Source organism: Micromonospora sp. LH3U1 (assembly GCF_028475105.1).
GTDB lineage: Bacteria > Actinomycetota > Actinomycetes > Mycobacteriales > Micromonosporaceae > Micromonospora.
In genome coordinates, this window is record NZ_CP116936.1 from 54925 (window position 1) to 77916 (window position 22992).

21 protein-coding genes and 1 tRNA gene are annotated in these 22992 nt (G+C 70.8%); 14 read left to right on the forward strand and 8 right to left on the reverse strand.

What is annotated here, in order from left to right; all coding sequences use genetic code 11:
• The first annotated feature begins 117 nt into the window (after positions 1 to 117).
• Complete coding sequence (locus PCA76_RS00265; protein WP_272614443.1) at positions 118 to 2811, forward strand: ATP-binding protein; 2694 nt, start codon at positions 118 to 120, stop codon at positions 2809 to 2811.
• Between the two features lie 246 nt (positions 2812 to 3057).
• Here PCA76_RS00265 and PCA76_RS00270 read toward each other — a convergent pair whose 3' ends face one another.
• Entirely contained in the window at positions 3058 to 3576 is a 519-nt protein-coding gene (locus PCA76_RS00270) for a MarR family winged helix-turn-helix transcriptional regulator (protein ID WP_272614444.1), read from the reverse strand.
• Positions 3577 to 3676: 100 nt separating this feature from the next.
• On the opposite strand from PCA76_RS00270, the gene PCA76_RS00275 reads away from it, so the two are divergent.
• Together PCA76_RS00275 and PCA76_RS00280 are read left to right on the forward strand one after the other, a co-directional pair.
• Positions 3677 to 4258, forward strand: coding sequence for a YceI family protein (locus PCA76_RS00275; protein WP_272614446.1), 582 nt, complete (start codon positions 3677 to 3679; stop codon positions 4256 to 4258).
• Positions 4259 to 4552: 294 nt separating this feature from the next.
• Positions 4553 to 6031, forward strand: a complete 1479-nt coding sequence (locus PCA76_RS00280; protein WP_272614448.1) for a glutamate--cysteine ligase — start codon at positions 4553 to 4555, stop codon at positions 6029 to 6031.
• 126 nt (positions 6032 to 6157) lie between these two features.
• On the opposite strand, the gene PCA76_RS00285 is transcribed toward PCA76_RS00280, so the two are convergent.
• Complete coding sequence (locus tag PCA76_RS00285) at positions 6158 to 7591, reverse strand: hypothetical protein (RefSeq protein WP_272614450.1); 1434 nt, start codon at positions 7589 to 7591, stop codon at positions 6158 to 6160.
• A gap of 122 nt (positions 7592 to 7713) precedes the next feature.
• Here PCA76_RS00285 and PCA76_RS00290 point away from each other — a divergent pair, with 122 nt between their 5' ends.
• Both PCA76_RS00290 and PCA76_RS00295 read left to right on the forward strand, forming a co-directional pair.
• The gene (locus tag PCA76_RS00290; RefSeq protein ID WP_272614452.1) at positions 7714 to 8412 is read left to right on the forward strand and encodes a PASTA domain-containing protein; all 699 of its coding nucleotides are present in this window, start codon (positions 7714 to 7716) and stop codon (positions 8410 to 8412) included.
• 79 nt (positions 8413 to 8491) lie between these two features.
• Positions 8492 to 9367, forward strand: a complete 876-nt coding sequence (locus tag PCA76_RS00295) for a PASTA domain-containing protein (RefSeq protein ID WP_272614453.1) — start codon at positions 8492 to 8494, stop codon at positions 9365 to 9367.
• 7 nt (positions 9368 to 9374) lie between these two features.
• Here the strand turns inward: PCA76_RS00295 and PCA76_RS00300 are convergent, their stop codons facing one another.
• Positions 9375 to 9839, reverse strand: a complete 465-nt coding sequence (locus PCA76_RS00300; protein WP_336298037.1) for a hypothetical protein — start codon at positions 9837 to 9839, stop codon at positions 9375 to 9377.
• A 98-nt stretch (positions 9840 to 9937) separates the two neighbouring features.
• A complete protein-coding gene (locus tag PCA76_RS00305; protein ID WP_272614456.1) occupies positions 9938 to 10222 on the reverse strand; it encodes a hypothetical protein in 285 nt (94 codons plus the stop codon).
• 625 nt (positions 10223 to 10847) lie between these two features.
• On the opposite strand from PCA76_RS00305, the gene PCA76_RS00310 reads away from it, so the two are divergent.
• The 3 genes from PCA76_RS00310 to PCA76_RS00320 all read left to right on the forward strand — a co-directional run bounded on the left by PCA76_RS00310 (position 10848) and on the right by PCA76_RS00320 (position 12533).
• Positions 10848 to 11729, forward strand: coding sequence for a helix-turn-helix domain-containing protein (locus PCA76_RS00310; protein WP_030487606.1), 882 nt, complete (start codon positions 10848 to 10850; stop codon positions 11727 to 11729).
• Positions 11699 to 11920: a DUF397 domain-containing protein gene (locus PCA76_RS00315; protein ID WP_272614458.1), complete on the forward strand. Its 222-nt coding sequence runs from the start codon at positions 11699 to 11701 to the stop codon at positions 11918 to 11920. The genes PCA76_RS00310 and PCA76_RS00315 overlap by 31 nt, the downstream gene beginning before the upstream one ends.
• A 214-nt stretch (positions 11921 to 12134) precedes the next feature.
• Complete coding sequence (locus PCA76_RS00320; RefSeq protein WP_272614459.1) at positions 12135 to 12533, forward strand: hypothetical protein; 399 nt, start codon at positions 12135 to 12137, stop codon at positions 12531 to 12533.
• On the opposite strand, the gene PCA76_RS00325 is transcribed toward PCA76_RS00320, so the two are convergent.
• Positions 12501 to 13100, reverse strand: a complete 600-nt coding sequence (locus tag PCA76_RS00325) for a hypothetical protein (RefSeq protein ID WP_272614461.1) — start codon at positions 13098 to 13100, stop codon at positions 12501 to 12503. The genes PCA76_RS00320 and PCA76_RS00325 overlap by 33 nt on opposite strands.
• Before the next feature lie 216 nt (positions 13101 to 13316).
• Here PCA76_RS00325 and PCA76_RS00330 point away from each other — a divergent pair, with 216 nt between their 5' ends.
• A complete protein-coding gene (locus PCA76_RS00330) occupies positions 13317 to 14873 on the forward strand; it encodes a S8 family peptidase (RefSeq protein ID WP_272614462.1) in 1557 nt (518 codons plus the stop codon).
• A 67-nt stretch (positions 14874 to 14940) separates the two neighbouring features.
• Here the strand turns inward: PCA76_RS00330 and PCA76_RS00335 are convergent, their stop codons facing one another.
• From PCA76_RS00335 to PCA76_RS00345, 3 genes are all read right to left on the reverse strand, one after another.
• Positions 14941 to 15747 (reverse strand): WecB/TagA/CpsF family glycosyltransferase, encoded by an 807-nt coding sequence (locus tag PCA76_RS00335; protein ID WP_272614463.1) that lies wholly within the window; start codon positions 15745 to 15747, stop codon positions 14941 to 14943.
• Positions 15744 to 16859 (reverse strand): NAD-dependent epimerase/dehydratase family protein, encoded by a 1116-nt coding sequence (locus PCA76_RS00340; RefSeq protein ID WP_272614465.1) that lies wholly within the window; start codon positions 16857 to 16859, stop codon positions 15744 to 15746. Before PCA76_RS00340 ends, PCA76_RS00335 begins: the two co-directional genes overlap by 4 nt.
• A gap of 64 nt (positions 16860 to 16923) precedes the next feature.
• Positions 16924 to 17009, reverse strand: a tRNA-Leu gene (locus PCA76_RS00345).
• Positions 17010 to 17215: 206 nt separating this feature from the next.
• Here PCA76_RS00345 and PCA76_RS00350 point away from each other — a divergent pair.
• From PCA76_RS00350 to PCA76_RS00370, 5 genes are read left to right on the forward strand one after another with little or no spacing between them, the layout of a single operon-like run.
• Positions 17216 to 18004: an FhaA domain-containing protein gene (locus PCA76_RS00350; RefSeq protein WP_007454122.1), complete on the forward strand. Its 789-nt coding sequence runs from the start codon at positions 17216 to 17218 to the stop codon at positions 18002 to 18004.
• Between the two features lie 6 nt (positions 18005 to 18010).
• Positions 18011 to 18496, forward strand: a complete 486-nt coding sequence (locus PCA76_RS00355; protein WP_272614466.1) for an FHA domain-containing protein FhaB/FipA — start codon at positions 18011 to 18013, stop codon at positions 18494 to 18496.
• Complete coding sequence (locus PCA76_RS00360) at positions 18493 to 19968, forward strand: PP2C family protein-serine/threonine phosphatase (RefSeq protein WP_272614467.1); 1476 nt, start codon at positions 18493 to 18495, stop codon at positions 19966 to 19968. The genes PCA76_RS00355 and PCA76_RS00360 overlap by 4 nt, the downstream gene beginning before the upstream one ends.
• 30 nt (positions 19969 to 19998) lie before the next feature.
• On the forward strand, positions 19999 to 21489 hold the full coding sequence (locus tag PCA76_RS00365) for an FtsW/RodA/SpoVE family cell cycle protein (protein ID WP_442930186.1): 1491 nt from the start codon (positions 19999 to 20001) through the stop codon (positions 21487 to 21489).
• Positions 21486 to 22991, forward strand: coding sequence for a peptidoglycan D,D-transpeptidase FtsI family protein (locus tag PCA76_RS00370; RefSeq protein ID WP_272614468.1), 1506 nt, complete (start codon positions 21486 to 21488; stop codon positions 22989 to 22991). Before PCA76_RS00365 ends, PCA76_RS00370 begins: the two co-directional genes overlap by 4 nt.
• The last annotated feature ends 1 nt before the right edge of the window (position 22992 follow it).

Sequence of the window (22992 nt, forward strand, 5' to 3'; positions counted from 1 at the left end):
GGTCCACCGGCTCGTCCTGGCGGGCTGTCCGTACGGCTGTCGGGTTTCGGCGGGTGGGCGTCAATAGCCCGACGATCGACTGCCGATGGTCGGAGTCGATCCGTACTCTTCGTGCCCATGACTCCGCCTCATGATCGGTCGCGGAGCCCGGCTGGCCGTACCCCTCTGCCGGAGCTGCTCCGCGGGCATCGACGCGCCGCCGGCCTGACCCAGGCCGAGCTGGCGTCCCGGTCCGGGGTGGGTGTGCGGACGGTGCGTGACCTGGAGCGTGGGCGGTCGGTCCGGCCACAACGCACCACTGTCGAGCTGCTCGCCGCGGCGCTGGCGCTGACCGGCGCCAACCGGTTGGCGTTCCTGGCCGCGGCCCGTGGGCCCTCCGGCGCCGAGTCAACCCAGCCGGACGCCACCTCGACGGCGCTCGCGGTCGGCGGAACCACGTCGGCATCCGCACCCGCCGACCCGCCGGTCGCCCTCCCGCCACCGGTCACGCTGATCGGCCGGGACCGCGACCTCACCGAGTTGGCCGGGATGCTGACGGCGGAGCGAGGGCCCCGGTTGGTGAGCCTGGTCGGGTTGGCCGGGGTCGGTAAGACCGCGCTGGCGACGTCGGTGGCGCACGTGGTGGCCGTCGCCCACCCGGGCGGCGTGGCCGGGGTGCTGGTCGGCGAGGGCTCGGACGGGCCGGACGTGCTCGCCGCCTCGACGGCCGTGCTCGGCGCGGCGCGGCTGCCGGACCTCGTGGCCCGGCTCGCCGGGCGGCCGGCGCTGCTGGTGATGGACGCGGTGGAACGCGCCCCGAGCCCGGTAGCCGCGACCCTGCATCGGCTGATTGGTGCCCTGCCCTCGCTGCGGGTGTTGGTCACCGGACGGCACCCGGTCGGGCTACCCGGCGAGCGGGTCTGGCCGGTCGCGCCGCTCGACGTGCCGCCACCGGACGCCGAACGCGCAGGACCTGCCACGCTCGGATCGTGGCCGGCGGTCGCGTTGTTCACCGCCCGGCTCGCCCAGGTCCGCCGGGAGCCGCCCACCCCGGAGGAGCTGCCAGCGCTCGCCGCGCTGGTTCGCCGGCTGGGAGGGCTGCCGTTGGCCATCGAGCTGATGGCCGCCCGGGGCCGACTCCTCGATCTCACCGAACTGCTTGACCGGTACGGCGACCGGGTGCTCGACCTCGCCACTCCCGCCGATCCGGCGGCGCACCCCGGCTGGGACGCACCGGATGCGCTCACCCGTCGGTCGAGCGGCCCCGACACCAGCCGTGCGGCGGTGGCGGCCACGGTCACCCTGCGGGACGCGGTGGCGACCAGCTACCGATTGCTGGCACCGGACGAGCGGGCAGCGCTGCGGAAACTCGCCGTGTTCGGCAACCGTTGGTCGGTGGAGTTGGCTGAGGAGATGCTCGCCGACGAGGCCGACCGGGACGGCACGGTGGCGATCGACCCGGTTCCGATGTTGGACCGGTTCGTCGAGCTCGGGCTGCTGAGCGTACGGGGCACCGGTTCGTTCCGGTTCCGGCTGCTCGACGCGGTCCGCGACTATGCCGTCGAGCAGGCGGCCGGCGGGGGTGAGCTGACCTGCATCCGGCGCCGGCACGCGGAGGTGATCACGCGGCTGGTGGCGCGGACCGCGACCGACCTGGTCGGCGCACGGTTGCCCGAGGCGGTGCACCGGCTGGACGACATGAGCAGTGACATCAGCTCGTCGCTGGCCCACGCGGCCACCGACGACCCGTTGACCGCGCTGCGGCTGGCGGCCTGCCTGGCCCGCTGGTGGCGGTTTCGTGGGCGCGACGTCGCCGGACGGCAGTGGCTGCGGCGGCTGCTGGCGGACCCGCGTACCGCCGAGGCCGACCCGGTCCTGCGTGGCTGGGCCGCCCTCGGGGTCGCCCGGCTCGCGGCCGAGCACGGCGCGGGCGCCGAGGAACTACCGACGGCGCAAGCGGCGTTGGACACCTTCCAGCAGGCCGGCGATGTCACCGGGGAGTTGGAGGCGCGAAACGTGCTCGGCACCCTGCTGATCTCCGTCGGCCGACAGGACGAGGCTCGCGAGCAGGCCGAGGCGTTGCTGCGGTTGGCCGCCCGGAACGGACGGACCCGAGACCTGGCGGTGGCCCAGAACAGCCTCGCCTGGCACGAGATCCGGGCTGGCGACCTGGCAGCGGCTCGCCGCCGGCTCGCTGCGGCGGACCGACTCGCCGCCGAGAGTGGGGAGCAGCAACTGCGGGTGCTGGCCTGGGCCAATCGAGCCGAGGTCGCCCGCCTGGAGGGCTGGTACGCGGACGCCGTCGACCAGGGCCGGCGGACGATCACGGCGTTGTCCGAGCTGGGTGATCCGGGGCGCCGACGCCGGGTGCTCGGGACGGTCGGGTTGGCGCTCGCCCAGGATGGGCGTGGCGCGGAGGCGACCGAGGTGCTCACCGAGCTGCGCGCGGGGGCCGCGGAGGCTGCCGGGGCCGGATCGGTGCGTACGCCGGCCCGCCGGCCTGTGCCGCCGCGTCCGCGCTCGGATGACGCGGCGCTGTCCTGGGGTGCGCCGGAGGCGGGGCTCTGTGCGTTGATCGAGGGGAATCTGGCGCTGCACCTCGGTGATCGGGAGTTGGCCGCCGAGTGGTTCGCTGCCGCCGCCGACGACGCGGGTCAGGATCGCAGAGACGCGGTGGAGGCGCTGGTGGGGCTGGCCGCGAGCACTGCGGACCCGGCGGTCCTCGATCGGCTGGACCGCGTGTGCCAGGAGAGCGGCATTCGGCTATTGCCGCAGGAGTCGGGACTGCTCTACGCACTGACCGCCGCTCGGGGCGGGCCGGCAGCTCAGTAGTCGCGACGGACCAGAGGCCCTGGGCGGGGCTGGGGCGGCCCGGGCGGGAGAGTGGCGCGGACGGAAAGCCCCCTTGGTGCTGCCCCTCGCTGTCCGCCCGCGCCGTCACCCCCCGGTGATCCCCGGTGCACGAAGCCTGCCACCGCTACGGGGGTAGAAAGTCGGTTTAGACCGAGTCATCCGGCTTGGCTGGGTCAGTTCTGCCGGTCTTTCTGCCGGTGCTGCCAGCCCGTCAGCGCGCGGTGCTCAGGGCTGGGTGACGCTGTTGTTGCCGGCGATCTGCTGCTCCGTGCTGACGCCGTCGCTGCCGGCGGTGGCGCAGGGATGTGCGGCGTCGCGGACCCGGCGCAGCCCGTCGAGAAGAGCCGCCAGTGCCTCGGAGTCGAGTTGGCCGGTGAACCATTGCTCGATCATCTGCAGGTGCCCGGGTAGCGTCTCGTTCAGTCGGTCCATCCCGGCGGCGGTGACCACCGCGTACGAGCTGCGCCGGTCGCTCGGACATGCCCGCCGGGTGAGTAACCCGTCACGTTCCATCCGGTCCACCACGCGCGTCACGCCGCTGGTCGACAGGGAGGTCTGCGCAGCGAGGTCGGTCATGCGCAGTTGATTGCCCGGTGAGCGGGCCAGGCGGGTGATGACCTCGAACTCGACCGCGGAGAGGCCGTGCTCCTCGAGTTGGGCGTTGAACCGGGTTGACAGCCCGGCGTGTGCCTCGAAGAGCAGGCCGACGGCGGTGATCCGGGGATCGTCGAAGACGTTGGTCACGCGTTCATACTAGCAGTACTTGACACGGGGAATGTTGTTGCGGTTATATTTGCTCAAGCAGTCGTTGGGCTACTAAACAATTCTCCTGGAGGACAGCAGCATGACCAGCAGCATCGATGCGGTTACCCGCGACTGGGACGGCCTCACCATCCCGACGGCCGGCACCTACGCGCTCGACGTGGCGCACAAGCGGGTGGGCTTCGTGGCCCGGCACATGATGGTGAGCAAGGTCCGCGGCGAGTTCAACGAGGCGACCGCCACCATCACCGTCGCCGAGGACCCGCTGCAGTCGTCGGTCGCCGCGACCATCCAGGCGGCCAGCATCGACACCACCCAGGCCGACCGGGACGCGCACCTGCGCAGCCCCGAGTTCCTGGACTCGGAGAAGTTCCCGACGCTCGAGTTCCGCAGCACCGGGGTCAAGTCCCGTCGTGGCAACGAGTTCGTGCTCACCGGTGAGCTGAGCATCAAGGACGTCACCCGGCCGGTCGAGCTGGAGGTGGAGTTCGAGGGTGTCGGTCGTAGCCCGTTCGGCCAGGACATCTTCGGCTTCTCCGCGAGCACCGAGATCGACCGCGAGGAGTTCGGCCTGACCTGGAACGTCGCCCTGGAGACCGGGGGCGTGCTGGTCAGCCGCAAGATCAAGATCGAGATCGAGGGCGAGGCCGTCCGCCAGGCCTGATCCGCCCGGATCATCGGTACGCAGGGCCCGCGCCGCACGTCGGCGCGGGCCCTGCGCCGTCTCCCCGCCCGACGCGGACGTCGTGGAAATTGTCACGAGATGTTCGCACCGCCACCGGGTCCGGTCGGACGCCGACGGGGTACAGATGCCGCCACGAGCGCACCCGCCCGGGTCGACGTCGGATCACCGCCGTTGGCCTCTGGCCCCGGTCAGGTGGGCGCTCCTAACGTGGATGGTTCACAATGCGCTTCCGGGACGGCAGGATCCCGATCGCGCCGGCCGTCGGGAGGACACATGGGCAGGGACGTCTCGGAAGGCGCCTTCACCCGGGATGATCGCGTCCGTTATCGGCAGAAGGTGCGGCGGTGCCTGGACGTCTTCGCCCTGATGCTGGACGACTTCGGGTTCGACGCCGACCGGCCGATGACCGGGCTGGAGATCGAGCTCAACCTGGTCGACTCGGCGGCCGAGCCGGCGATGCGCAACGAGGAGATCCTCGCCGACATCGCCGACCCGCTCTTCCAGACCGAACTGGGGCAGTTCAACCTGGAACTCAACGCCGAGCCCCGACTGATCGAGGGCACCGGCTTCGCCGACTACGAAAATGACCTGCGCGGCAGCCTCGCCCGGGCCGACGAGCGCGCGGCCAAGTCCGACGCGAAGATCGTCTTGGTCGGCATCCTGCCCACCCTCACCGAGGGGCACCTGGTCGAGGACAATCTCTCCACCAACGAGCGCTACCGGGTGCTCAACGACCAGATCGTCGGCGCCCGGGGTGAGGACATCGAGCTGGACATCCGCGGCGTCGAGCAGTTGCGGACGCATACCGACTCGATCGCCCCCGAGGCCGCTTGCACCAGCCTCCAGTTCCACCTCCAGGTGGCACCGGACAGCTTCGCCGACTACTGGAACGCGTCCCAGGCCATCGCCGGTGTGCAGGTCGCAATCGGGGCCAACAGCCCCTTCCTGTACGGCCGCCAACTGTGGGCCGAGACGCGGATCGCCCTCTTCCAGCAGGCCACCGACACCCGTCCGGACGAGCTCAAGGCACAGGGCGTACGGCCCCGGGTGTGGTTCGGCGAGCGGTGGATCACGTCGATCTTCGACTTGTTCGAGGAGAACGTCCGGTACTTCCCACCGCTGCTGCCGATCTGCGAGGACGAGGACCCGGTGGAGGTGCTGCACGCCGGCGGTGTGCCGCAGCTCGGGGAACTGCGACTGCACAACGGCACGGTCTACCGGTGGAACCGCCCGGTCTACGACATCATGAACGGCCGCCCGCACCTGCGGGTGGAGAACCGGGTGCTGCCGGCCGGCCCCACGGTGGTGGACATGCTGGCCAACGCGGCCTTCTACTTCGGGCTGGCCCGCGGGCTGGCCGAGGCGGATCGTCCGATCTGGAGTCGGCTCACCTTCAGCTCCGCTGAGGAGAACTTCCACGCCGCCGCCCGACGTGGCCTCAACGCCGTGCTGCACTGGCCCGGGCTCGGCGACGTGCCGGTCACCAGGCTGGTGCTGGAGCAGTTGCTGCCCACCGCCGCGGCCGGCCTGGACGGGTTCGGTGTCGCCCCGGCGGAGCGGGATCGACTGCTCGGCATCATCGAGCAGCGCTGCCGAACCGGCCGCAACGGTGCCGTCTGGCAGACCGAGGCGGTCTGGGCTGCCGAACGACGTCACGGCATGGACCGTGCGGCCGCGCTGCACCACATGGTCCAGCGCTACGCGGAACTCCAGCGCACCAACGAGCCCGTCCACACCTGGCCAGTCGACTGACCCCGCCCCAGGCCGCGCCCCCCCGGACGGCCGCGTCGATCATGAAGTTGTTGCCACGACACGCCGCGCGGGCTGGCAACAACTTCATGATCAACGGAGTGGGTGGGTCAGGCCCGGAGGGCCGGGTTAGTCGGTGGTGGGGCGGTTGGAGCGGCGAGTGGGGCGGGCGCTTCGGCTGGTTGGCGTTGGAGCCTCCGCCGTTTCCGCGTCGGCAGGATGGGCCGGACCGGAGAGGTCCGGGCCGGTACGTGGCGCGGGCACCCGGGGCGCGGCTGTGGCCTCGCCTGGCAGGGAGCCCGTCCTGGGCGCCTGCGGTCGGGCGTCGGACCTGCTGCGCCGAGCGGGGATTCTGGCCGTCGACGGCACCGAATCGGCCTTGGCGCCCGACGGTGGGTTGGCCAGAGCGTTCGGGATCGATCCGCTGACGGTGGCCGGCGTCGGGTCGGCTTTCGTGTCCGGGTCAGCCGCACTCTGCTCGTCCGCCCGACGCCGGTGTCCGGCCCGACTCCGTTCGACTGCCCGACTCCGGTCGGCCCGCTCGGCGAGGACGGCGGCCAGCACCGAGCCGCCGACACCGGCGATCACCGCGTACGGGGCGATCAGTTGGGTGGACAACTGCGCGGGGCCCAGCGTCGACCAGTGCGGCAGGGTGGTGAGGTAGGCGAGCGCGACGAGCATCGGGCCGGCCGCGCCGGAAGCCGCCGCGCCGACGCGGTGCCCGATCGACCTGGCGGCCCGTCGGGCGGCCAGCACGCCGATCAGCAGTGCGGGCACGAGTGCCAGCAGCGCACCGGGCCAGTAGAGCTGGTCCCCGATCCAGTACCGCGAGTGGTCCGGGTCGAGCTGCCAGGTGCCGAGCTGAGCGCCGGTCAGCCCTCGTCCGACGCGTACCCCGTCGATCACCGAGACCACCGCGAGCAGCCAGAGCCAGGCGGCAGTCACGGTCACGTTGACCGCGGCGGCCCGGGAGCGAAGCGCCCAGATCGCGACGAGCACGCCGATCAGGATGCCCAGCACCGCCTGTACGGCGGCCGTCCGTTGTGGTGCGCCGGTGTCGGCGCCGGTCGCGACCCGCGCCGGTACGGCGATCAGCAGCACCGTGACCAGCCCGCCGAGGCCGGCGCCGAGCGCAACGGTCACCCGCCGCAGCAGGCCGTCACGGTCGTTGGGCGGGGTCTCGGAGACCTGCCCGCCTGTCGCCTCCGGGGCGACGGCTTCGGCGGCAGGTGGACGCTCGGTGCCAAGGGTCGCCTCCTCCGGCGTGGTCGTGGCGTCCGAAGCGTCCGTCGCCTTCGAGCCGGTCACCTGCGGCTCGGCCGTCGTCGGTGCGTTGCGGTGGTGTAGCCGCTGCGCGCAGACCGCACCGAGGACCGTCGAGCTGGCGGCGAGCCAGGTGGCCCAGGCGAGGCCATCCGCCCAGGCTGTGTCGGTGGCCCCGGCATCGCTGGGCGTCCAGGTGATGACGCCCAGCCCGTATCCGAAGCCCAGTTGCGCGGCACCCGCTCCGGCAGCGACCCCGATCGCCGTGGCGATCGACATTCCCCAGCCCTGTCTGGCCATGCCGGGCAGCGTAACGTCCCGTCGTCAACGCGGCGAGTCGCAACGACCCGCCGGCATGGACCGCCGATGCGGCGGATTGGGCGGCGGACGGTACGGTCGCCGGTAATGAGGCGGTGGGCGGTATGACGGACACGAACACAGGTCGGCAGGATGCCGCCGGTGGCCGGGACGGCGGCGGGGCGGGGCGGGCCAGCGTAATGCTGGGTGGTGGGTTGGCTGCTGTGCTGCTCGCCGTGGTCGGCGCGACCGGCGGCTGGCTGCTGGCCGGCGAGGACGACACACCTTCGGGGGATCCGCTGGCCGTCGCGACCACGACCGGTCCGCCGACCGGCCGGGCCACCGCGCCCCGCCCGAGCGTCGATCGCACCACGCCGTCGGCCGTCCGGACCTCCGCCACCCCGACCAAGGGGGCGGGCCTGACCGTGCCACCGGTGATCGGCACCGACTTCGTGGAGGCCCGGGACATGCTGCGCAAGCAGCGGCTGGGCTGGCGGCTGGTCTTCGGCGGTGGCACCGGTCGTACGGTCGAGAGCACCTCACCGGACGTGGGCACCGAGGTTGCCCGGGGTACGACGGTGCAACTGCAGGTGGCTGGGCCAGCGCCAGCCGCTGAGGTGCCGGACGTGGTCGGAAAGGACTGCGCCAAGGCCGTCGACGAGTTGGTCGACGAGGGCCTCTACCCGCGTTACGTCAGCGGCCGCAGCGGAAAGGTCGTCCGGCAGGAGCCGGCCGAGGACGGCCCGGCGCGTTGGAACGACGAGGTCAGCATCTGGTGTGGGGCGGGCCCCCTCCAACCGCCGACCACGAAACCCGCTCCCTGATCCCCACCGACGACGGTGTCGGCGACTAGGTTGACGGTCGAGGGCCATGACGCCCGTCCGGTTCGGGAAAGGACGTGCGATGAGCGACGACCGCCAGGAGCCGCCCGCCGGCGAGCACGACGACGACCGGACCCGCCCTCTGCCAGCCGCCGGCGACCGGCCGGAGCAACCGCAACCGGCACGACCCGCCGCCGAGCCGGATCAGACGGCTCCGATCAAGCGGCCCGCATCGCCAGACGAGACGGCTCCGATCGACCGGGCTGTCCCGGCTGGTCCCGCCGCGTCCCCCGACCAGACCATGCCGATCGATCGTTCCGCTGGCACGCAGCCGGGCCCGCCGGCCGACCGGACGGCGCGGATACCCGCGGAGCGCCCGACCTCGCCGTCGTGGTCCGGGCGGGCGGAGGTTCGGTCGCCCCAGCCGGCTGACCCCTCCGGGGAGTGGTACGTCGAGGAACAGGGTGGCCGGCGATGGTGGCTGCCGATCCTCTGGGGTGTGCTCGCGCTGCTGCTCGCCGGCCTGCTGGGTGGAGGGCTCTGGCTGGTGCTCTCCCAGCAGGATGACGACCGGGATGATCCGGGGTCCACCCCGTCACTCCCGCCCGCCAGTGCCACCAGCGCCGCACCGACCAGCGCATCTCCCACCTCGGCGGCGCCGACCAGCGAGACGCCGAGCAGCCCGGCGACCACCACCGAGTCGGCCCAGGTGCCGGTGCCACCGCTCACCGGCCTGCCGCAGGCCACCGCCGAGGGGTTGCTGGACCGGCTCGGCCTGTCCTACCGGGTGGTGTTCCGCCCGTCGGAGCTGCCGCCCGGCACTGTGGTGGGCACCGAGCCGGGGGCGGGCACGCGGGTGTCGACAGACGACCAGGTGTTGTTGGTCATCTCCCAGACCCAGCCCTCCACCACACCGAGCCCGACCACACCGAGCCCCACGGTGACGAGCACGCCCTGACCGGCGGTCACCACATCCGACGGCGAGCGCCGACCAGGCCCAGGCCGGCCAGCGAGATGGTGAGGCCGAAGATCCCGGACCAGAACAGCGAGCGGCGGATGTCCGTCGCGGTGTGCCCGGCCGGAGCTGCTTCGGTGAGGTCGTCCTGACGGCCGTCGGACTGGCCGCCGGCGCCAAGGCCGGACACCGGCCCGGTCGGGTCGGCAGCTCCGGCGTGGTTGCCCGGGGCGCCGGCGCCGATCCAGCCGGGTTCCTCGCGCACCGACGGACCGTCGTCCGTCGGCGGGTCGGCGTCGACCACGGTGATCTCCGGTGCGGGCACCGGTGCGGTCAGCCGGGTGGACGACATCGCCGGGTCGCGGACGAGGACCAGGAGTGTGGCCATCGCCCCCAGGAGGGCGAGCAGTCCAAATGCATAGGCGATACGGGAGCGGTGGTGCCGCCGCAGGGCGGGCTGATTGACCATGACCATCCCAGGGTCAGGGTCCTGGACGCGCGGGTGGAACGGTGCCGGGGTGGGCGTACCAATTCTATGGCGACGGCACGCCCACCGGCGGCGGATCGGGTCGGTCAGCCCACCCGAAGCGGGGTACGGGCGACCGGCCGCCGGGCCCGTACGGTGTGCGGGCGGGGCTCGGGGGCGGCCTGCAGCTGCTGCAGCCCTTCCCGCTGGACGAAGATCGAACGTCGGTTCACCGCGTCGCCCGCGGCGTTCAACTCGTAGCCGTCGAGCCAGAGCCAGCCGTCATAGGTAGGCCAGTCGAGCACCCGGATCACCCGGAACTTGATGGGCCTGAGGAACTGGACACTCGCCGCGCGAGTCACGTGCAGTACGTCACCGGTGCGGGGAAGCACATGGGCTCCTGGGGAGGATCGGCCGGCGGTCGTGCCGGCGGTGCCTGAACTGGGGACGTCTCGGCCGGCGACGGGGTCGTGCCTCGTGAACCGGTGGTGCGGATGGTGGTGGTCGGGCCGTACCCCGCTGGTGGCGTGCCGCCACCCGACCATCACCCGGCTGCTTCCGGGAACCGCGCCCGCCGCCGCAGCTTGCCGGCTTGCAGCGGCGGGGTCTTCACCCCGGAGCAGGTCTCGGTGTCGTCGGCCGGGCCCGCGTCGTGCCCAGCTTCCCCGGATCGGTGGGGTCACCACTCCGAGGGAGCAGACGGAGACGCTGAGTGATCCGAGCCATACGGACAGAGTGCATCAGGGACGTGCTTCATGCAAGTTGCACGTCGACTTTTGCCGATACGTGAGCGAGTCGCGCGAAAGGCCTATTGAAGCCGTCCGCGTCCGGACGGCACACTGAGAGCGGTTTCGCCCGTCGCGGCCGGCCGAGGACCGGCACCACCCCCTTCGTCGCGAACGCTCGCCGGTCGACGGTCGCGCCCCCGGCGGGTGTCACCCAGTGGCGCGTCGACGGAGGTAGCCCGAGTGGGGTCGAGCAGCCAGCGGCGGGGACCAGTGACTCACGGGTTGCGCGATGAGTGAGCGGCGCAGTCCCACCATCAGACGGCGGCGGCTCGGTGCCGAGCTGCGCCGCCAGCGGGAGTCCGCCGGAATCACGATCGAGGTGGTCGCCGAGCAGTTGGAGTGCTCGGCGTCGAAGGTCTCCCGCATCGAAACCGGGCACACCACGGCCACCCCTCGCGACGTGCGGGACATGCTGCGGATCTACGGCGTGGTCGGTGCCGAGAGCGACGAGCTCGTGCAGATCGCGCGGGAGGCCCGACAGAAGGGCTGGTGGCACCCGTACAGCACGGTGCTCGTCGGCGCATACGTCGGGCTGGAGGCGGCCGCGAGTTCGATCCGGGCGTACGAACAGCAGGTCGTGCCGGGCCTTCTGGAGACCGAGGAGTACGCCGGGGCGATGATCCGTGCCGCCCGGCCGGACTTCACCGCGGATCAGGTTCACCAAAGGGTGCGTGTCCGTCTGGGCCGTCAGTCGTTATTGACCCAGGACGATCCGGTCGATCTGTGGGTGGTGCTCGATGAGGCGGTGGTAAGTCGGCCGGTGGGCGGGGACGAGGTGATGCGCGGCCAACTCAAGCGGTTGGTCGAGGTGGCCGAGTTGCCGAACGTGACGCTGCAGATCCTGCCCTTCGAGGTGGGTGCGCACGCCGGCATGGACGGCACTTTCACGATCCTCAGCTTCCCTGAGCCCGGTGATCCGGATGTTGTGTACGCGGAGAACGCCACGGGTGGGCTCTTCCTCGAGAAGAGCGACGAACTACAGAAGTACAGCTTCATCTTCGATCACATCCGCGCTGCGGCCATACGTCCGGAGGAGTCCGTCGCACACATCGCAAAACTGGCAGAGGAGCCGTTGTGGAAATGGCGACCAAGGGGTTCCCCGTGGACCTGACGCAGGCAGCATGGTTCAAGAGCTCGAAGAGCGGGCCGAACTGTGACAACTGCGTGGAGGTGGCGTACGTGACGGGGGCGGTCGGAGTGCGGGACTCGAAGGACAAGGCCGGCCCGGCCTTGGTCTTCGCTCAACATGACTGGCACGCCTTCGTCGCCGGCACCAGAGGCGGCGCGTTCGTTTCGGCCTGAAAGTGGTCACGTGAGGTTCCGTCCGGTTTCGACCGGACGGGACCTTCCCGTATCCGGGGACCGGCGGCGCAGGTCGCCGCGTTGCCGTCAGGCTCGGCGAGGTTCCGCCGGGAATCCCGTCGCCACAGCGGGTCCGTCTCGTTGAACCGGTCGGTACGGCGCTGGTCGACGACCCGCCGCACCGACCCGCAACCGAGCGAGGTAGGCGAGACGGATGACAACGATCGGTTCAGACAACCTCACCAACGGTCCGGCCAAGCCGGAACGATTCGGTGGCAAGTACCGCGGGGCCCGTCGGGACACCGTTCTGACCGAGGTGGTCTCGACCGACCAGGAGTTGAGCGGGCGGGAGGGGTCCTCCGAGGCGACGGATCCTCCGTTCTCGCTGCCCTCGCTGGACCCGAACCCGCTGGTCGAGCCGTCGTTCCCGCCGGCCGGATGGCCGATGGAGCCCAGCGAGTCCCTGGCTGAGCACCCGTTGCTGCGTGGCCTGCTCATGGAGTTGCCACCCAAGGGCAGCGTGCCGTCGCAGGACTGGCTCGACCGCTGGTTCGAGGCGACACGCTCGATCCTGGAGTTGCTATATGTGCAGGGGGTCGGTCGCTCGCGCTGACCGAGGTGTGTGCGGTTGGACCTGCTCGGCGAACCGGCTGTGCCGTAGCGCGTGCCGGACCCCGATGGCCACCACCGCGAGCGCGCCCACGGTGATCGCCGGCCCGGTGACACTGGGGTCGGCTCCGAGGTCGGTGCCGACCGCCGCTATCACCGCCGGCACCGTGGCCAGAGCGGTCGCCTGTAGTGGCAGCCCGACGAGCGGGTGGGCCGCGGCGGCGCGCAGCCCGTGTGGCGCAGGCGTGGCAGGGGCACTGGCGAATGCGCCGGCCCCGGCCCGCAGCCGGCGGATCCGCCGTACGGAGCAGACCGTCGCCACGAGCGCCGGGCCGGCGACCAGGGTGAGCCCGGCGGCGGCCTGGTCGACCGGTGCGGTGCCGGCACTGAGCAGGCCGGCGCCGAGCACGGCCGTGGTGAGCGCCACGCCGGTGAGGGCCAGCACCAGCAACCATCCGGTACGCCGGTGCAGCATGTGGGTGTTGCGCAGCCGGGGAAGCCCGTCGGCAACGACGCCGGCGGCCAGCCAGACGGCGGCGACCGGGAGCAGGATGGTGAGCTGACTCTCCATGCACGAGAGTCTTTCCCGGATCGAGGCGGGCCGAATCCGGGCCGGTCCCCCGTTCATCCCGGACGCCAGGCCCGTAGGGGGCATCCTCCGGAAGTTATGGACGTTTCGACATGTCCAACTGTCCGGTCACTGACCTACCCTCAGCTAGATCGGCGATTGTCGATTGATGTTGGGACCGGTGGTCGCGTTCCGCCACCGGTCGGAGGGAGGTAGGAAATGGGTCTTCCACGCAGGTCCGTACTGGTCGGGGTGGCCACGGCGACCGTGCTGGCCGTCGGCACCCCAGCCCTGGCCGCCGAACCCGTTGGCGTGGTTCAGGCCGCCGGCGGAGCCACCGCCGTGCCGGACAGCTACATCGTCGTTCTCAAGGACAGCGCGGTGGCCCGGGACCGGGTCGGCGACACCGCGAAGCGGCTCTCCGGCCGTCACGGCGGCACGGTGGCCCGCACCTACGGCGCGGCGCTGCGCGGCTTCGAGGTCACGGTGAGCGCCAACGCCGCGGCGCGGATCGCGGCCGACCCGGCGGTGGCGTACGTCGAGCAGAACCACACCGTGTCGATCTCCGGGACGCAGGCCAACCCGCCCTCCTGGGGCCTGGACCGGATCGACCAGCGCAACCTGCCGCTGGACAGCTCCTACACCTACCCGAACACGGCGAGCAACGTGCACGCCTACATCATCGACACCGGCATCCGGTTCTCCCACAACGACTTCGGTGGCCGGGCCACCTCCGGCTACGACGCGGTGGACGGCGGGTCGGCCGACGACTGCAACGGGCACGGTACACACGTGGCCGGCACCGTCGGCGGGTCCGCGTACGGGGTGGCCAAGGGCGTCCAGCTGGTCGGCGTACGGGTGCTGAACTGCTCCGGCAGTGGCACCAACGCCGGCGTGATCGGCGGCGTCGACTGGGTGACCCAGAACGCGATCAAGCCGGCTGTGGCGAACATGAGCCTCGGCGGCGGCGCGAACAGCTCCCTGGACACCGCGGTCCGCAACTCGGTCGCGTCCGGTGTGACGTACGGCCTCGCGGCCGGAAACGACAGTGGCGCGAACGCCTGCAACACCTCGCCGGCGCGCACCACGGAGGCCATCACGGTCGGCTCGACGACCAACACCGACGCCCGTTCGTCGTTCTCCAACATCGGCACCTGCCTGGACATCTTCGCCCCCGGGTCGTCGATCACGTCGGCCTGGTACAGCAGCAACACCGCGACCAACACGATCAGCGGCACCTCGATGGCCACGCCCCACGTGGTCGGAGCGGCTGCCCTGGTGGCCAGCGCCAACCCGAGCTGGACCCCGCAGCAGGTTCGCAACCAGCTGGTGGCCAACGCGACCCCCAACGTGGTGACCAACCCCGGCTCGGGCTCGCCGAACCTGTTGCTCTACGTGGGCACCGGCACCACCCCGCCGCCGCCCACCGGCTGCACCGGCACCAACGGCACGGACGTGTCGATCCCGGACGCCGGCGCGGCGGTGACCAGCCCGATCACCATCTCCGGCTGCGGTCGCAACGCCTCGTCGGCCTCCACGGTGGCGGTGAACATCGTGCACACCTACCGCGGTGACCTGGTCATCGACCTGCTCGCCCCGGACGGCAGCGCATACCGTCTGAAGAACAGCAGCACCTCGGACAGCGCCGACAACGTGAACACCACCTACACGGCCAACGTGTCCGGTGAGGCCGCCGACGGCACCTGGCGGCTCCAGGTGCGGGACACCTACTCGGCCGACACCGGCTACATCAACACCTGGACCCTGACCGTCTGACCGTCTCCCACGACCGAGGCCCCACCCTGGGCACGCCGGGTGGGGCCTCGTGTCGTACGGATCGGGATCAGACCGAGAAGGTTGCCGGCCGCTCGGTGGCCGGTGCCGGCGGGCGGGCCTTCCACAGGCCGGTCTTCTGTGCGGCGAGCCGGGTCAGGTAGGCCGGGTTGAGGATCACGTAGCGGCGCCACAGCCTCTTCGGCTCCAGGCCGAGACGCCAGAACCACTCCAGGCCGGCGCGCTGCATCCACGGCGGGGGCTGGCGCAGCAGCCCGGCGTGGTAGTCGAAGGCCGCGCCGACCGCCATCAGCGGCATGTCGAGCAGCGGTCGCATGGCGTACGTGAAGACCTCCTGGCGCGGGCAGCCGAGCCCGACCAGAACCAGCCGGGCACCACTGGACCGGATCCGGTCCGCGATCTCGGCATCCTCGCCCGGCTGGACGGCACGGAACTTGGACGGCTCCACCCCGGCGATCTTCAGCGCGGGGAACATCCGCTCCAGCGCCGGGATCAACCTGGCGAGGGTCTCCTCGGTCGACCCGTACAGGTAGACCGGCAGCCCTTCGTCGGCGAAGCGCGACAGCACGTGCAGAGTCAGCGTGGGCCCGTAGACCCGGTCGGTGAGCCCGGCGTGGTGCAGCAGGTTGAGTGCCCAGCGCACCGGCTGCCCGTCCGGCGTGACCAGGTCGAAGGAGTTGAGCCGCGCGTTGTGCGCCGGGTCCAGCACCCCGGTCATCACACCGTGCACGGCCAACGCGGTGAGCGCGAGCGGGCGCCGCTCGTGCGCCGCGGTCACCACCGCGTCGGTCGCCGTGGCGTAGTCGGTGGCGTCGACCAGGACGCCGAGCACGTTGCGCTTGGTCCGCGTGGTCATGCTTCGGGCACCCACTTGTCCACGTTGGCCTCGTAGATTTCCCGCAGGATCATCGGGACGTCATAAGTGATCTTCCAGTCCGGGTACTGCGCCTCGAACCGGGCCATGCTGCTGACGTACCACTGGTGGTCGCCGGTGCGGTTCTGCTCGACGTAGTTGATCTGCGCCTCACGGCCGGTGATCTCTTCCGCGATCCGGAACGCCTCGATGTGGGAGGTGTTGGAGTGCCGGCCGCCGCCGAGGTTGTAGACCTCCCCGGATCGCGGGGCCCGGAAGAACGCCTCGAACGCGGTCAGCACGTCGCGCGAGTGGATCGCGTCCCGCACCATCTTGCCCTTGTAGCCGAACAGGTTGTATGTCCGACCTTCCATGACGCAGCGCATCAGGTAGGCCAGGAACCCGTGCAGCTCGGCGGCGGAGTGCGCCGGCCCGGTCAGCGTGCCGCCCCGGAAGCAGGCGGTCTTCATGTCGAAGTAGCGCCCGTACTCCTGAACCATCACGTCCGCCGCGACCTTGGAGGCCCCGAAGACCGAGTGCAGTGAGTGGTCGATCGACATCTCTTCGGTGATGCCCTGGTACCAGCGGTGGTCCTCGGGCAGCTCGTACCGTGTCTCCAACTCGATCAGCGGCAGGCTGTTGGGCCGGTCGCCATAGACCTTGTTGGTCGAGCAGTGGATGAACGGGGCGTCGATCGCGTGCCGGCGGGTGTTTTCCAGGATGTTGAGCGTGCCGCCGGCGTTCACGTCGAAGTCCGTGTACGGCTCCTTGGCTGCCCAGTCGTGGCTCGGCTGCGCAGCGCTGTGGATCACCACGGCGATGTCCGAGCCGTACTTCTTGAACACCTGCTCCAGGCCGTCCCGGTCCCGGATGTCCACCGCGAAATGGGTGTACGCGTTACCCAGGTCACGGCCGAGCCGCTCAAGGCTCCACGAGGTGGAGCCGTCCTCGCCGAAGAAGTACCGGCGCATGTCGTTGTCGATGCCGACGACGTCCAGACCGAGGCCGGCGAAGTGCCGGACCGCCTCGGAGCCGATCAGGCCACCCGACCCTGTCACCAACGCGACACTCACACGCCACTCCTGGTCCATCGGAGGCAGAATCCATCGGAGCATAGCGTGACGCCCGGCACGCCCTGATATGACGGAAGGGCCCCGCATCAAGCGGAGCCCTCGTCGGTGGTGGGGATGGGGGGAGTTGAACCCCCACGCCCTTTCGGGCACACGGACCTGAACCGTGCGCGTCTGCCATTCCGCCACATCCCCGTGGCACAACCCGGAACACTCTAGCCGCCCCGTCCCGCTGTCTCCAGTGGGCCTCGGGAATACTACGCTGTCCCAGTCGCTCGCCTCGAACGATTACCGTTCGTGGCGGTCGAAAGATTAGCACGGCAATCCCGACCCTTCCGAACGGGTCGAGACCAGGCGGCCGAGCGGCGTGTGAGCTGCGCGCGCGCCGGCCGGATACCATCATGTCCTCGGGACCCGAGGAGGAGCCGGTGAGCGTGCTGCAACGCTTCGAGAAGCGTCTGGAAGGCCTGGTCGAAGGGGCCTTCGCCAAGGTCTTCAAAGGGGTGGTCCACCCCGTGGAGATCCTCAACGCCATGCAGCGGGAGGCCGAGGCGCACAAGGCGATCCTGGCCGGTGGGCGCACGTTGGTGCCCAACCGCTACGTGATCGATCTCTCGCCGTTCGACCACAGTCGGCTGGCGCCGTACGCCGCTGCGCTGGCCCAGGAGTTGGCCCAGTCGCAGGCGGAGTTCATCGGCGAGCAGGCCTGGACGGTCTACGGCGACGTGATCGTCGAGATCGAGCGAGGCGAGGGCCTGGACACGGGCATGTTCCGCGTCACGGCCGAGGTCTACACCGGTGGCGAGGTCGCCCCGGTGTCGGCACCCGGCTACGACGCCGGTCCGCCCGCCTACCCCGCGTACGACCAGGGCGGTGGCTACGGCCCGCCGCCCGGGCACGGCGGCGGTCGCAACGTGCGGCTGGTCTCCGGCGACGGTCGCACCTACCCCCTTCAGATGGGGTCGACGGTGATCGGTCGCGGCGACCAGGCCAACCTGCGTCTGCCCGACGTCGGCATCTCCCGGCGACACGCCCGGTTGGATTTCGATGGCGGCCAGGTCGTGCTGACTGATCTGGGGTCGACCAACGGCACCATGGTCAACGGGCAGCGGGTCTCCGCCGTCGCACTCAATCCAGGTGACATGGTCCAGCTCGGGACGACGACGCTGACCTTCCGCGTGGACGGCTGACCCGCCTTGCCGGAACTGGTCATCACCGTTGCCCGGTTCGGATTCCTGATCCTGCTGTGGATCTTCGTGTTCACGGTGGTCGGTGTCATTCGCCGAGACCTCTTCGCGGGCGCCCGGTCCGGTCGCCTGGTGGCCGCGCCACGCGCGGTGGGCGCCTCGACGGGGCAGGCGGCGAAGCCGGCGAAGGTGAAGCGGGGCAGGGCAGCGCACCAGCTGGTGGTGACAGCCGGTCAGCTGGCCGGCACGAGAATCACTCTCGGTGAAGCGCAGATCACCATCGGTCGAGCCGAGGACTCCACCCTGGTCATCACCGACGACTATGCCTCCGCGCGACACGCCCGGCTCATGCCGCGCGACGGGCAGTGGTTCGTCGAGGACCTCGGCTCGACTAACGGCACGTACCTAGATCGCGCTAAGGTCACCGGACCAACCCCCGTCCCCCTCGGCGTGCCGATCCGGATCGGCCGCACTTCCCTCGAATTACGGCCATGACTCTGACCCTGCGCTATGCGGCCCACAGCGACCGCGGTCTGATCCGAGACGGCAATCAAGACTCCGTCTACGCCGGGCCGCGGCTACTCGCCGTTGCCGACGGCATGGGCGGCATGGCCGCCGGTGACGTCGCCAGCAACATCGTCATCGGTGCCATGGCGCCGCTCGATGAGGACGTCCCAGGGGACGCCCTCGTCGACGCGTTGCGTTCGGCCGTGGGCACCGCCAACCAACAACTCCGCGACACGGTGGACGCCAACCCACAGCTGGAGGGGATGGGCACCACGCTGACGGCGACCCTCTTCACCGGCAGCAAGCTGGGAATGGTCCACATCGGCGACTCGCGGGCCTATCTACTGCGCAACGGCGACTTCGCGCAGATCACCAAGGACGACACGTACGTCCAGATGCTCGTCGACGAAGGCCGGATCAGCGCCGAGGAGGCGAGCAGCCACCCGCAGCGGTCGCTGCTCACCCGGGCACTGGACGGCCGGGACATCGACCCGGAGTACTCGGTGCGCCAGGTTCTGCCCGGCGACCGGTACCTGATCTGCAGCGACGGCCTCTCGGGTGTGGTCAGCGCCGAAACCATCGGCGAGACCCTGCGGGAGTACGCCGACCCGCAGCAGTGCGTCGAGCGGCTGGTGCAGCTCGCGCTGCGCGGCGGTGGGCCGGACAACATCACGGTGATCATCGCCGATGCCACTGATCAGGACATCGTCGAGGCGACCCCGATCGTGGGCGGCGCTGCCGCCCGGGACCGGGGAATGGCGACCTCGGCCGACGACTCGACCCCGGCCGCCCGTGCCTCGGCGCTCTCCGCGCCGCGCCCGGCCGTGCCGGAGGAGCCGGCGGCCTCCGACGACGAGTCGGACCGGCCGAAACGCCGCCCGATGCGTACCGTCGCCATGGCGCTGGCCCTGCTGATCATCATCGGCGGAGGGGCCTTCGCCGGCTGGACGTACACCCAGCGGCAGTACTACGTGGGAGCCACCGACGAGGGGCAGGTCGCCGTCTTCCGCGGCGTCCAAGGTCAGATCGCCGGGATGGACCTCTCCGCCGTGCACCGCCGCAGCGGCACCCGACTGGACGACCTCACGGTCGCCGCTCAGGACACCGTGAAGGTCGGCATCCGGGCCAAGAGTGAGCCGGACGCCGAGCGCCAGCTCGCCGAGCTGACCAGCGACACCCCGAGCAACCCCAACCTGAAGCCGCTCTGCCCGCTCGACCCGAACGCCACGGTGGGCGGCACGCCGTCGCCCACGCCGACCGCGGTCGGTACGACGCCGACCCCGAACGGCAGCCCGAGCGCCAACGTGTCGACGACCCCCAACGGGGTTGTCAGCGCGAGCCCGACCATCGGTGCCACCACCGCTGTCGGTACGAGCAGCCCGACCAACACACCCGACGTCACGCCCTCCGACTCGGCCACGCCGGCGCTCGACCCGGCCGGCTGCCGGTCTCCTGAGTGAGCGTCGGCTGAGATCCCGAGGATTCCACCCGTGACCGTAGCGGCCACACCGGCACCCTCGCCCGCCATCGCGGGCGAGCAGTCCGGCGTACGCCTGGCGCGGTCGCGCCGCAACGCCGAGCTGTCCCTGCTGCTGCTCGCGATGGTGCTGGTGGCCGCGTACGGGGCGACCGTCGAGGCGAACCTGCTGGACACGGTCACCCCGGACTTCTGGATGCCCGCCGCCGCGCTCGGTGCGGTGTTCCTCGGGCTGCACCTGGTCATCAGGTTCCTCGCCCCGTTCGCCGACCCGGCCCTGCTGCCGGCGGTGGCCCTGCTCAACGGGCTCGGGGTGGGCTTCCTGCGCCGGTTCGACCTGGGCGAGGCACCCGTGGACGACCGGGAGAGTCTGGCCATCTTCGCCGGTGTCGGCGGCAGGCAGTTGGCCTGGACGCTCGGCGCGGTGATCCTCGCCGCCGCCCTGCTCGCCATCATGCGTGACCACCGCTCGGTCTCCCGGTACGCGTACACCCTGGGGTTGGGTGGCATCGTGCTGGTGATGCTCCCGGCGGTGCTGCCGGCGAGCATCTCCGAGCGCAACGGCGCCAAGCTGTGGATCCAGGTCGGCAGCATCTCCATCCAGCCGGGTGAGTTCGCCAAGCTGGCGCTGCTGGTCTTCTTCGCCTACTACCTGGTGCGCAAGCGTGAGGTGCTTTCGCTGGCGAGCCGACGCTTCCTCGGCGTCGACTTCCCGCGCGGGCGTGACCTCGGCCCGGTGGTCGTGGTCTGGCTGATCAGCCTCCTGGTGCTCGTGTTCGAGAAGGACCTGGGCACCTCGCTGCTCTACTTCGGCATGTTCGTGGTGACGCTCTACATCGCCACCGAACGGGTCAGCTGGCTGCTGATCGGCCTGGTTCTCTTCTTCGGCGGTGCGTACCTCGCCTACTTCCTCGGCTCGACCATCGGTGGGCCGTTCGCCAACTTCTACGTGCGGGCGGAGATCTGGCTGGATCCGTTCGCCGATCCGACCGACAAGGGCTACCAACTCGTGCAGGGGCTGCTCGCCCTGGGCACGGGCGGGCTCTTCGGGGCCGGGCCGGGCGGCGGTCAGCCGGAGATCCTCCCCGAGGTCGAGAACGACTTCATCTTCGCCGGCATCGGTGAGGAGATCGGTCTCTTCGGGCTCTCTGCACTGCTCGTCGTCTACCTGCTCATCGTGGAGCGAGGGCTGCGCGCCGCCCTCGCGGTACGCGACTCGTTCGGCAAGTTGCTCGCCGGTGGTCTCGCGTTCACCCTCGGCCTCCAGGTCTTCGTGATCGTCGGCGGGATCAGCGGGCTCATCCCGCTGACCGGTCAGACCACCCCGTTCCTGTCCGCCGGTGGCTCGTCGCTGATGGCCAACTGGTTGCTCATCGCGGTGCTGCTGCGGGTCTCCGACGGAGCACGCCGGCCGGTGACCGGGAGCGGCGGCAAGGCCGCCCGGCCCAGCGGTGGCCCGCCCGAGCAGTTGCACGGTGCTCCCACGGAGGTGATCAAGCCGTGAACGCACCACTGCGCCGCGTTGGCGTCGTCGTCATGGTCCTGTTCGGTCTGCTCTTCGCCAACCTCAACTGGATCCAGGCCTACAAGGCCGACGAATACCGCACCAGCGACTACAACGGCCGGGTCCAGGTTGCCGAGTACGACCACAAGCGCGGCAACATCGAGGCTGGCGGCACGGCACTGGCCACCAGCAAGGCGACCAACGGCACGCTGAAGTTCCTGCGCACCTACCCGGGCGGCGCCAAGTACGCCCATGTGCTCGGCTACAAGCCGGTCAACCTCGCGGACCAGGGCATCGAGCGGGTGGAGAACGACTTCCTGGCCGGCACCAGCGACACGTTGATCGGCGACCGGTTGAAGGACATGTTCACCGGCGACGACACCGGCGGTGGCAACGTGCTGCTGACGCTCTCCAAGCGGGCGCAGGACGTGGCGTACGACCAGCTGCGCAACAACCAGGTGGGGGCGAAGCGGGGCGCCGCGATCGCCATCGACCCGAGTACCGGTGCGGTACAGGCGCTGGTCTCCATGCCCAGCTTCGACCCGAGCCCGCTGGCCAGCCACAACGGCAACGAGGCGGCTGCGGCGTTCAACAAGCTCGAACAGGACCCGGACGGTCCGCTGAAGAACCGCGCGCTCTCCGAGACGCTGCCGCCGGGCTCCACCTTCAAGATCGTGGTTGCCGCGGCGGCGCTGGAGAACGGCATCGGCAAGACCACCCAGATCCCGGCCGGTCCCAGCTGGACCCCGCCCACCTCGGGCAGCCCGATCCGCAACGCCGACCCGTCGATCTGCCCGAATCCGCAGGTCAGCCTGCTGGACGCGGTGACCTACTCGTGTAACACCGGCTTCGCTCAGCTCGGCGTGCAGCTTGGCGCCGACACCCTCAAGGAGAAGGCCCGGCAGTTCGGTTTCGAGCAGGACGACCTCACCGTCGGTCAGCTCGGCGAGGACGGTCTGCCGACGGCGGCCAGCCGGACCGGGGACATGCAGAACCCGGACGGCAGCACCGACCCGGCCGCACTGGCCCAGTCCTCGATCGGCCAGAACAACGTCCGGATGACCCCGCTCCAAGGCGCTCTGATCGCCGCCGCAGTCGCCAACGACGGCAAGCAGCAGCGGCCGTACCTGGTGCGGCAGCTGCTCGCTCCGGACCGCACCACCAGCTACTACACCGCCAAGTCGCGGGAGCTGCGCCAACCGGTCAGCCCGCAGGTCGCGGCCGACCTGCGCGAGATGATGGTCGGCGTGGTCCAGAAGGGCACCGGGCGGAAGGCCGCGATCAGCGGTTACACGGTCGGCGGCAAGACCGGCACCGCCCAGTCCGCCCCGGACCGGCCCGACCACGGCTGGTTCGTCGGCTTCGCGCTGGACAAGAACGGCAAGCCGGTCTCCGCGGTCTGCGTGATGCTCGAGCAGGCCGGCTCCGGTGGCAGCGCCGAGGCGGCCCGGATCGGCGGCCAGATCATGCGGGCCGCCATCGCCGACCCCGGGGGTCGCTGAC

What these genes read in the sequence shown, in the direction of transcription:
- PCA76_RS00290 (WP_272614452.1), top strand. Translation starts at nt 7,714, where the DNA reads ATGACGGACACGAACACAGGTCGGCAGGATGCCGCCGGTGGCCGGGAC.
- PCA76_RS00265 (WP_272614443.1), top strand. Translation starts at nt 118, where the DNA reads ATGACTCCGCCTCATGATCGGTCGCGGAGCCCGGCTGGCCGTACCCCT.
- PCA76_RS00340 (WP_272614465.1), bottom strand. Translation starts at nt 16,859, where the DNA reads ATGCTCCGATGGATTCTGCCTCCGATGGACCAGGAGTGGCGTGTGAGT.
- PCA76_RS00320 (WP_272614459.1), top strand. Translation starts at nt 12,135, where the DNA reads ATGACAACGATCGGTTCAGACAACCTCACCAACGGTCCGGCCAAGCCG.
- PCA76_RS00315 (WP_272614458.1), top strand. Translation starts at nt 11,699, where the DNA reads ATGGCGACCAAGGGGTTCCCCGTGGACCTGACGCAGGCAGCATGGTTC.
- PCA76_RS00300 (WP_336298037.1), bottom strand. Translation starts at nt 9,839, where the DNA reads ATGGTCATGGTCAATCAGCCCGCCCTGCGGCGGCACCACCGCTCCCGT.
- PCA76_RS00330 (WP_272614462.1), top strand. Translation starts at nt 13,317, where the DNA reads ATGGGTCTTCCACGCAGGTCCGTACTGGTCGGGGTGGCCACGGCGACC.
- PCA76_RS00310 (WP_030487606.1), top strand. Translation starts at nt 10,848, where the DNA reads ATGAGTGAGCGGCGCAGTCCCACCATCAGACGGCGGCGGCTCGGTGCC.
- PCA76_RS00280 (WP_272614448.1), top strand. Translation starts at nt 4,553, where the DNA reads ATGGGCAGGGACGTCTCGGAAGGCGCCTTCACCCGGGATGATCGCGTC.
- PCA76_RS00285 (WP_272614450.1), bottom strand. Translation starts at nt 7,591, where the DNA reads ATGGCCAGACAGGGCTGGGGAATGTCGATCGCCACGGCGATCGGGGTC.
- PCA76_RS00295 (WP_272614453.1), top strand. Translation starts at nt 8,492, where the DNA reads ATGAGCGACGACCGCCAGGAGCCGCCCGCCGGCGAGCACGACGACGAC.
- PCA76_RS00360 (WP_272614467.1), top strand. Translation starts at nt 18,493, where the DNA reads ATGACTCTGACCCTGCGCTATGCGGCCCACAGCGACCGCGGTCTGATC.
- PCA76_RS00275 (WP_272614446.1), top strand. Translation starts at nt 3,677, where the DNA reads ATGACCAGCAGCATCGATGCGGTTACCCGCGACTGGGACGGCCTCACC.
- PCA76_RS00350 (WP_007454122.1), top strand. Translation starts at nt 17,216, where the DNA reads ATGTCCTCGGGACCCGAGGAGGAGCCGGTGAGCGTGCTGCAACGCTTC.
- PCA76_RS00335 (WP_272614463.1), bottom strand. Translation starts at nt 15,747, where the DNA reads ATGACCACGCGGACCAAGCGCAACGTGCTCGGCGTCCTGGTCGACGCC.
- PCA76_RS00325 (WP_272614461.1), bottom strand. Translation starts at nt 13,100, where the DNA reads ATGGAGAGTCAGCTCACCATCCTGCTCCCGGTCGCCGCCGTCTGGCTG.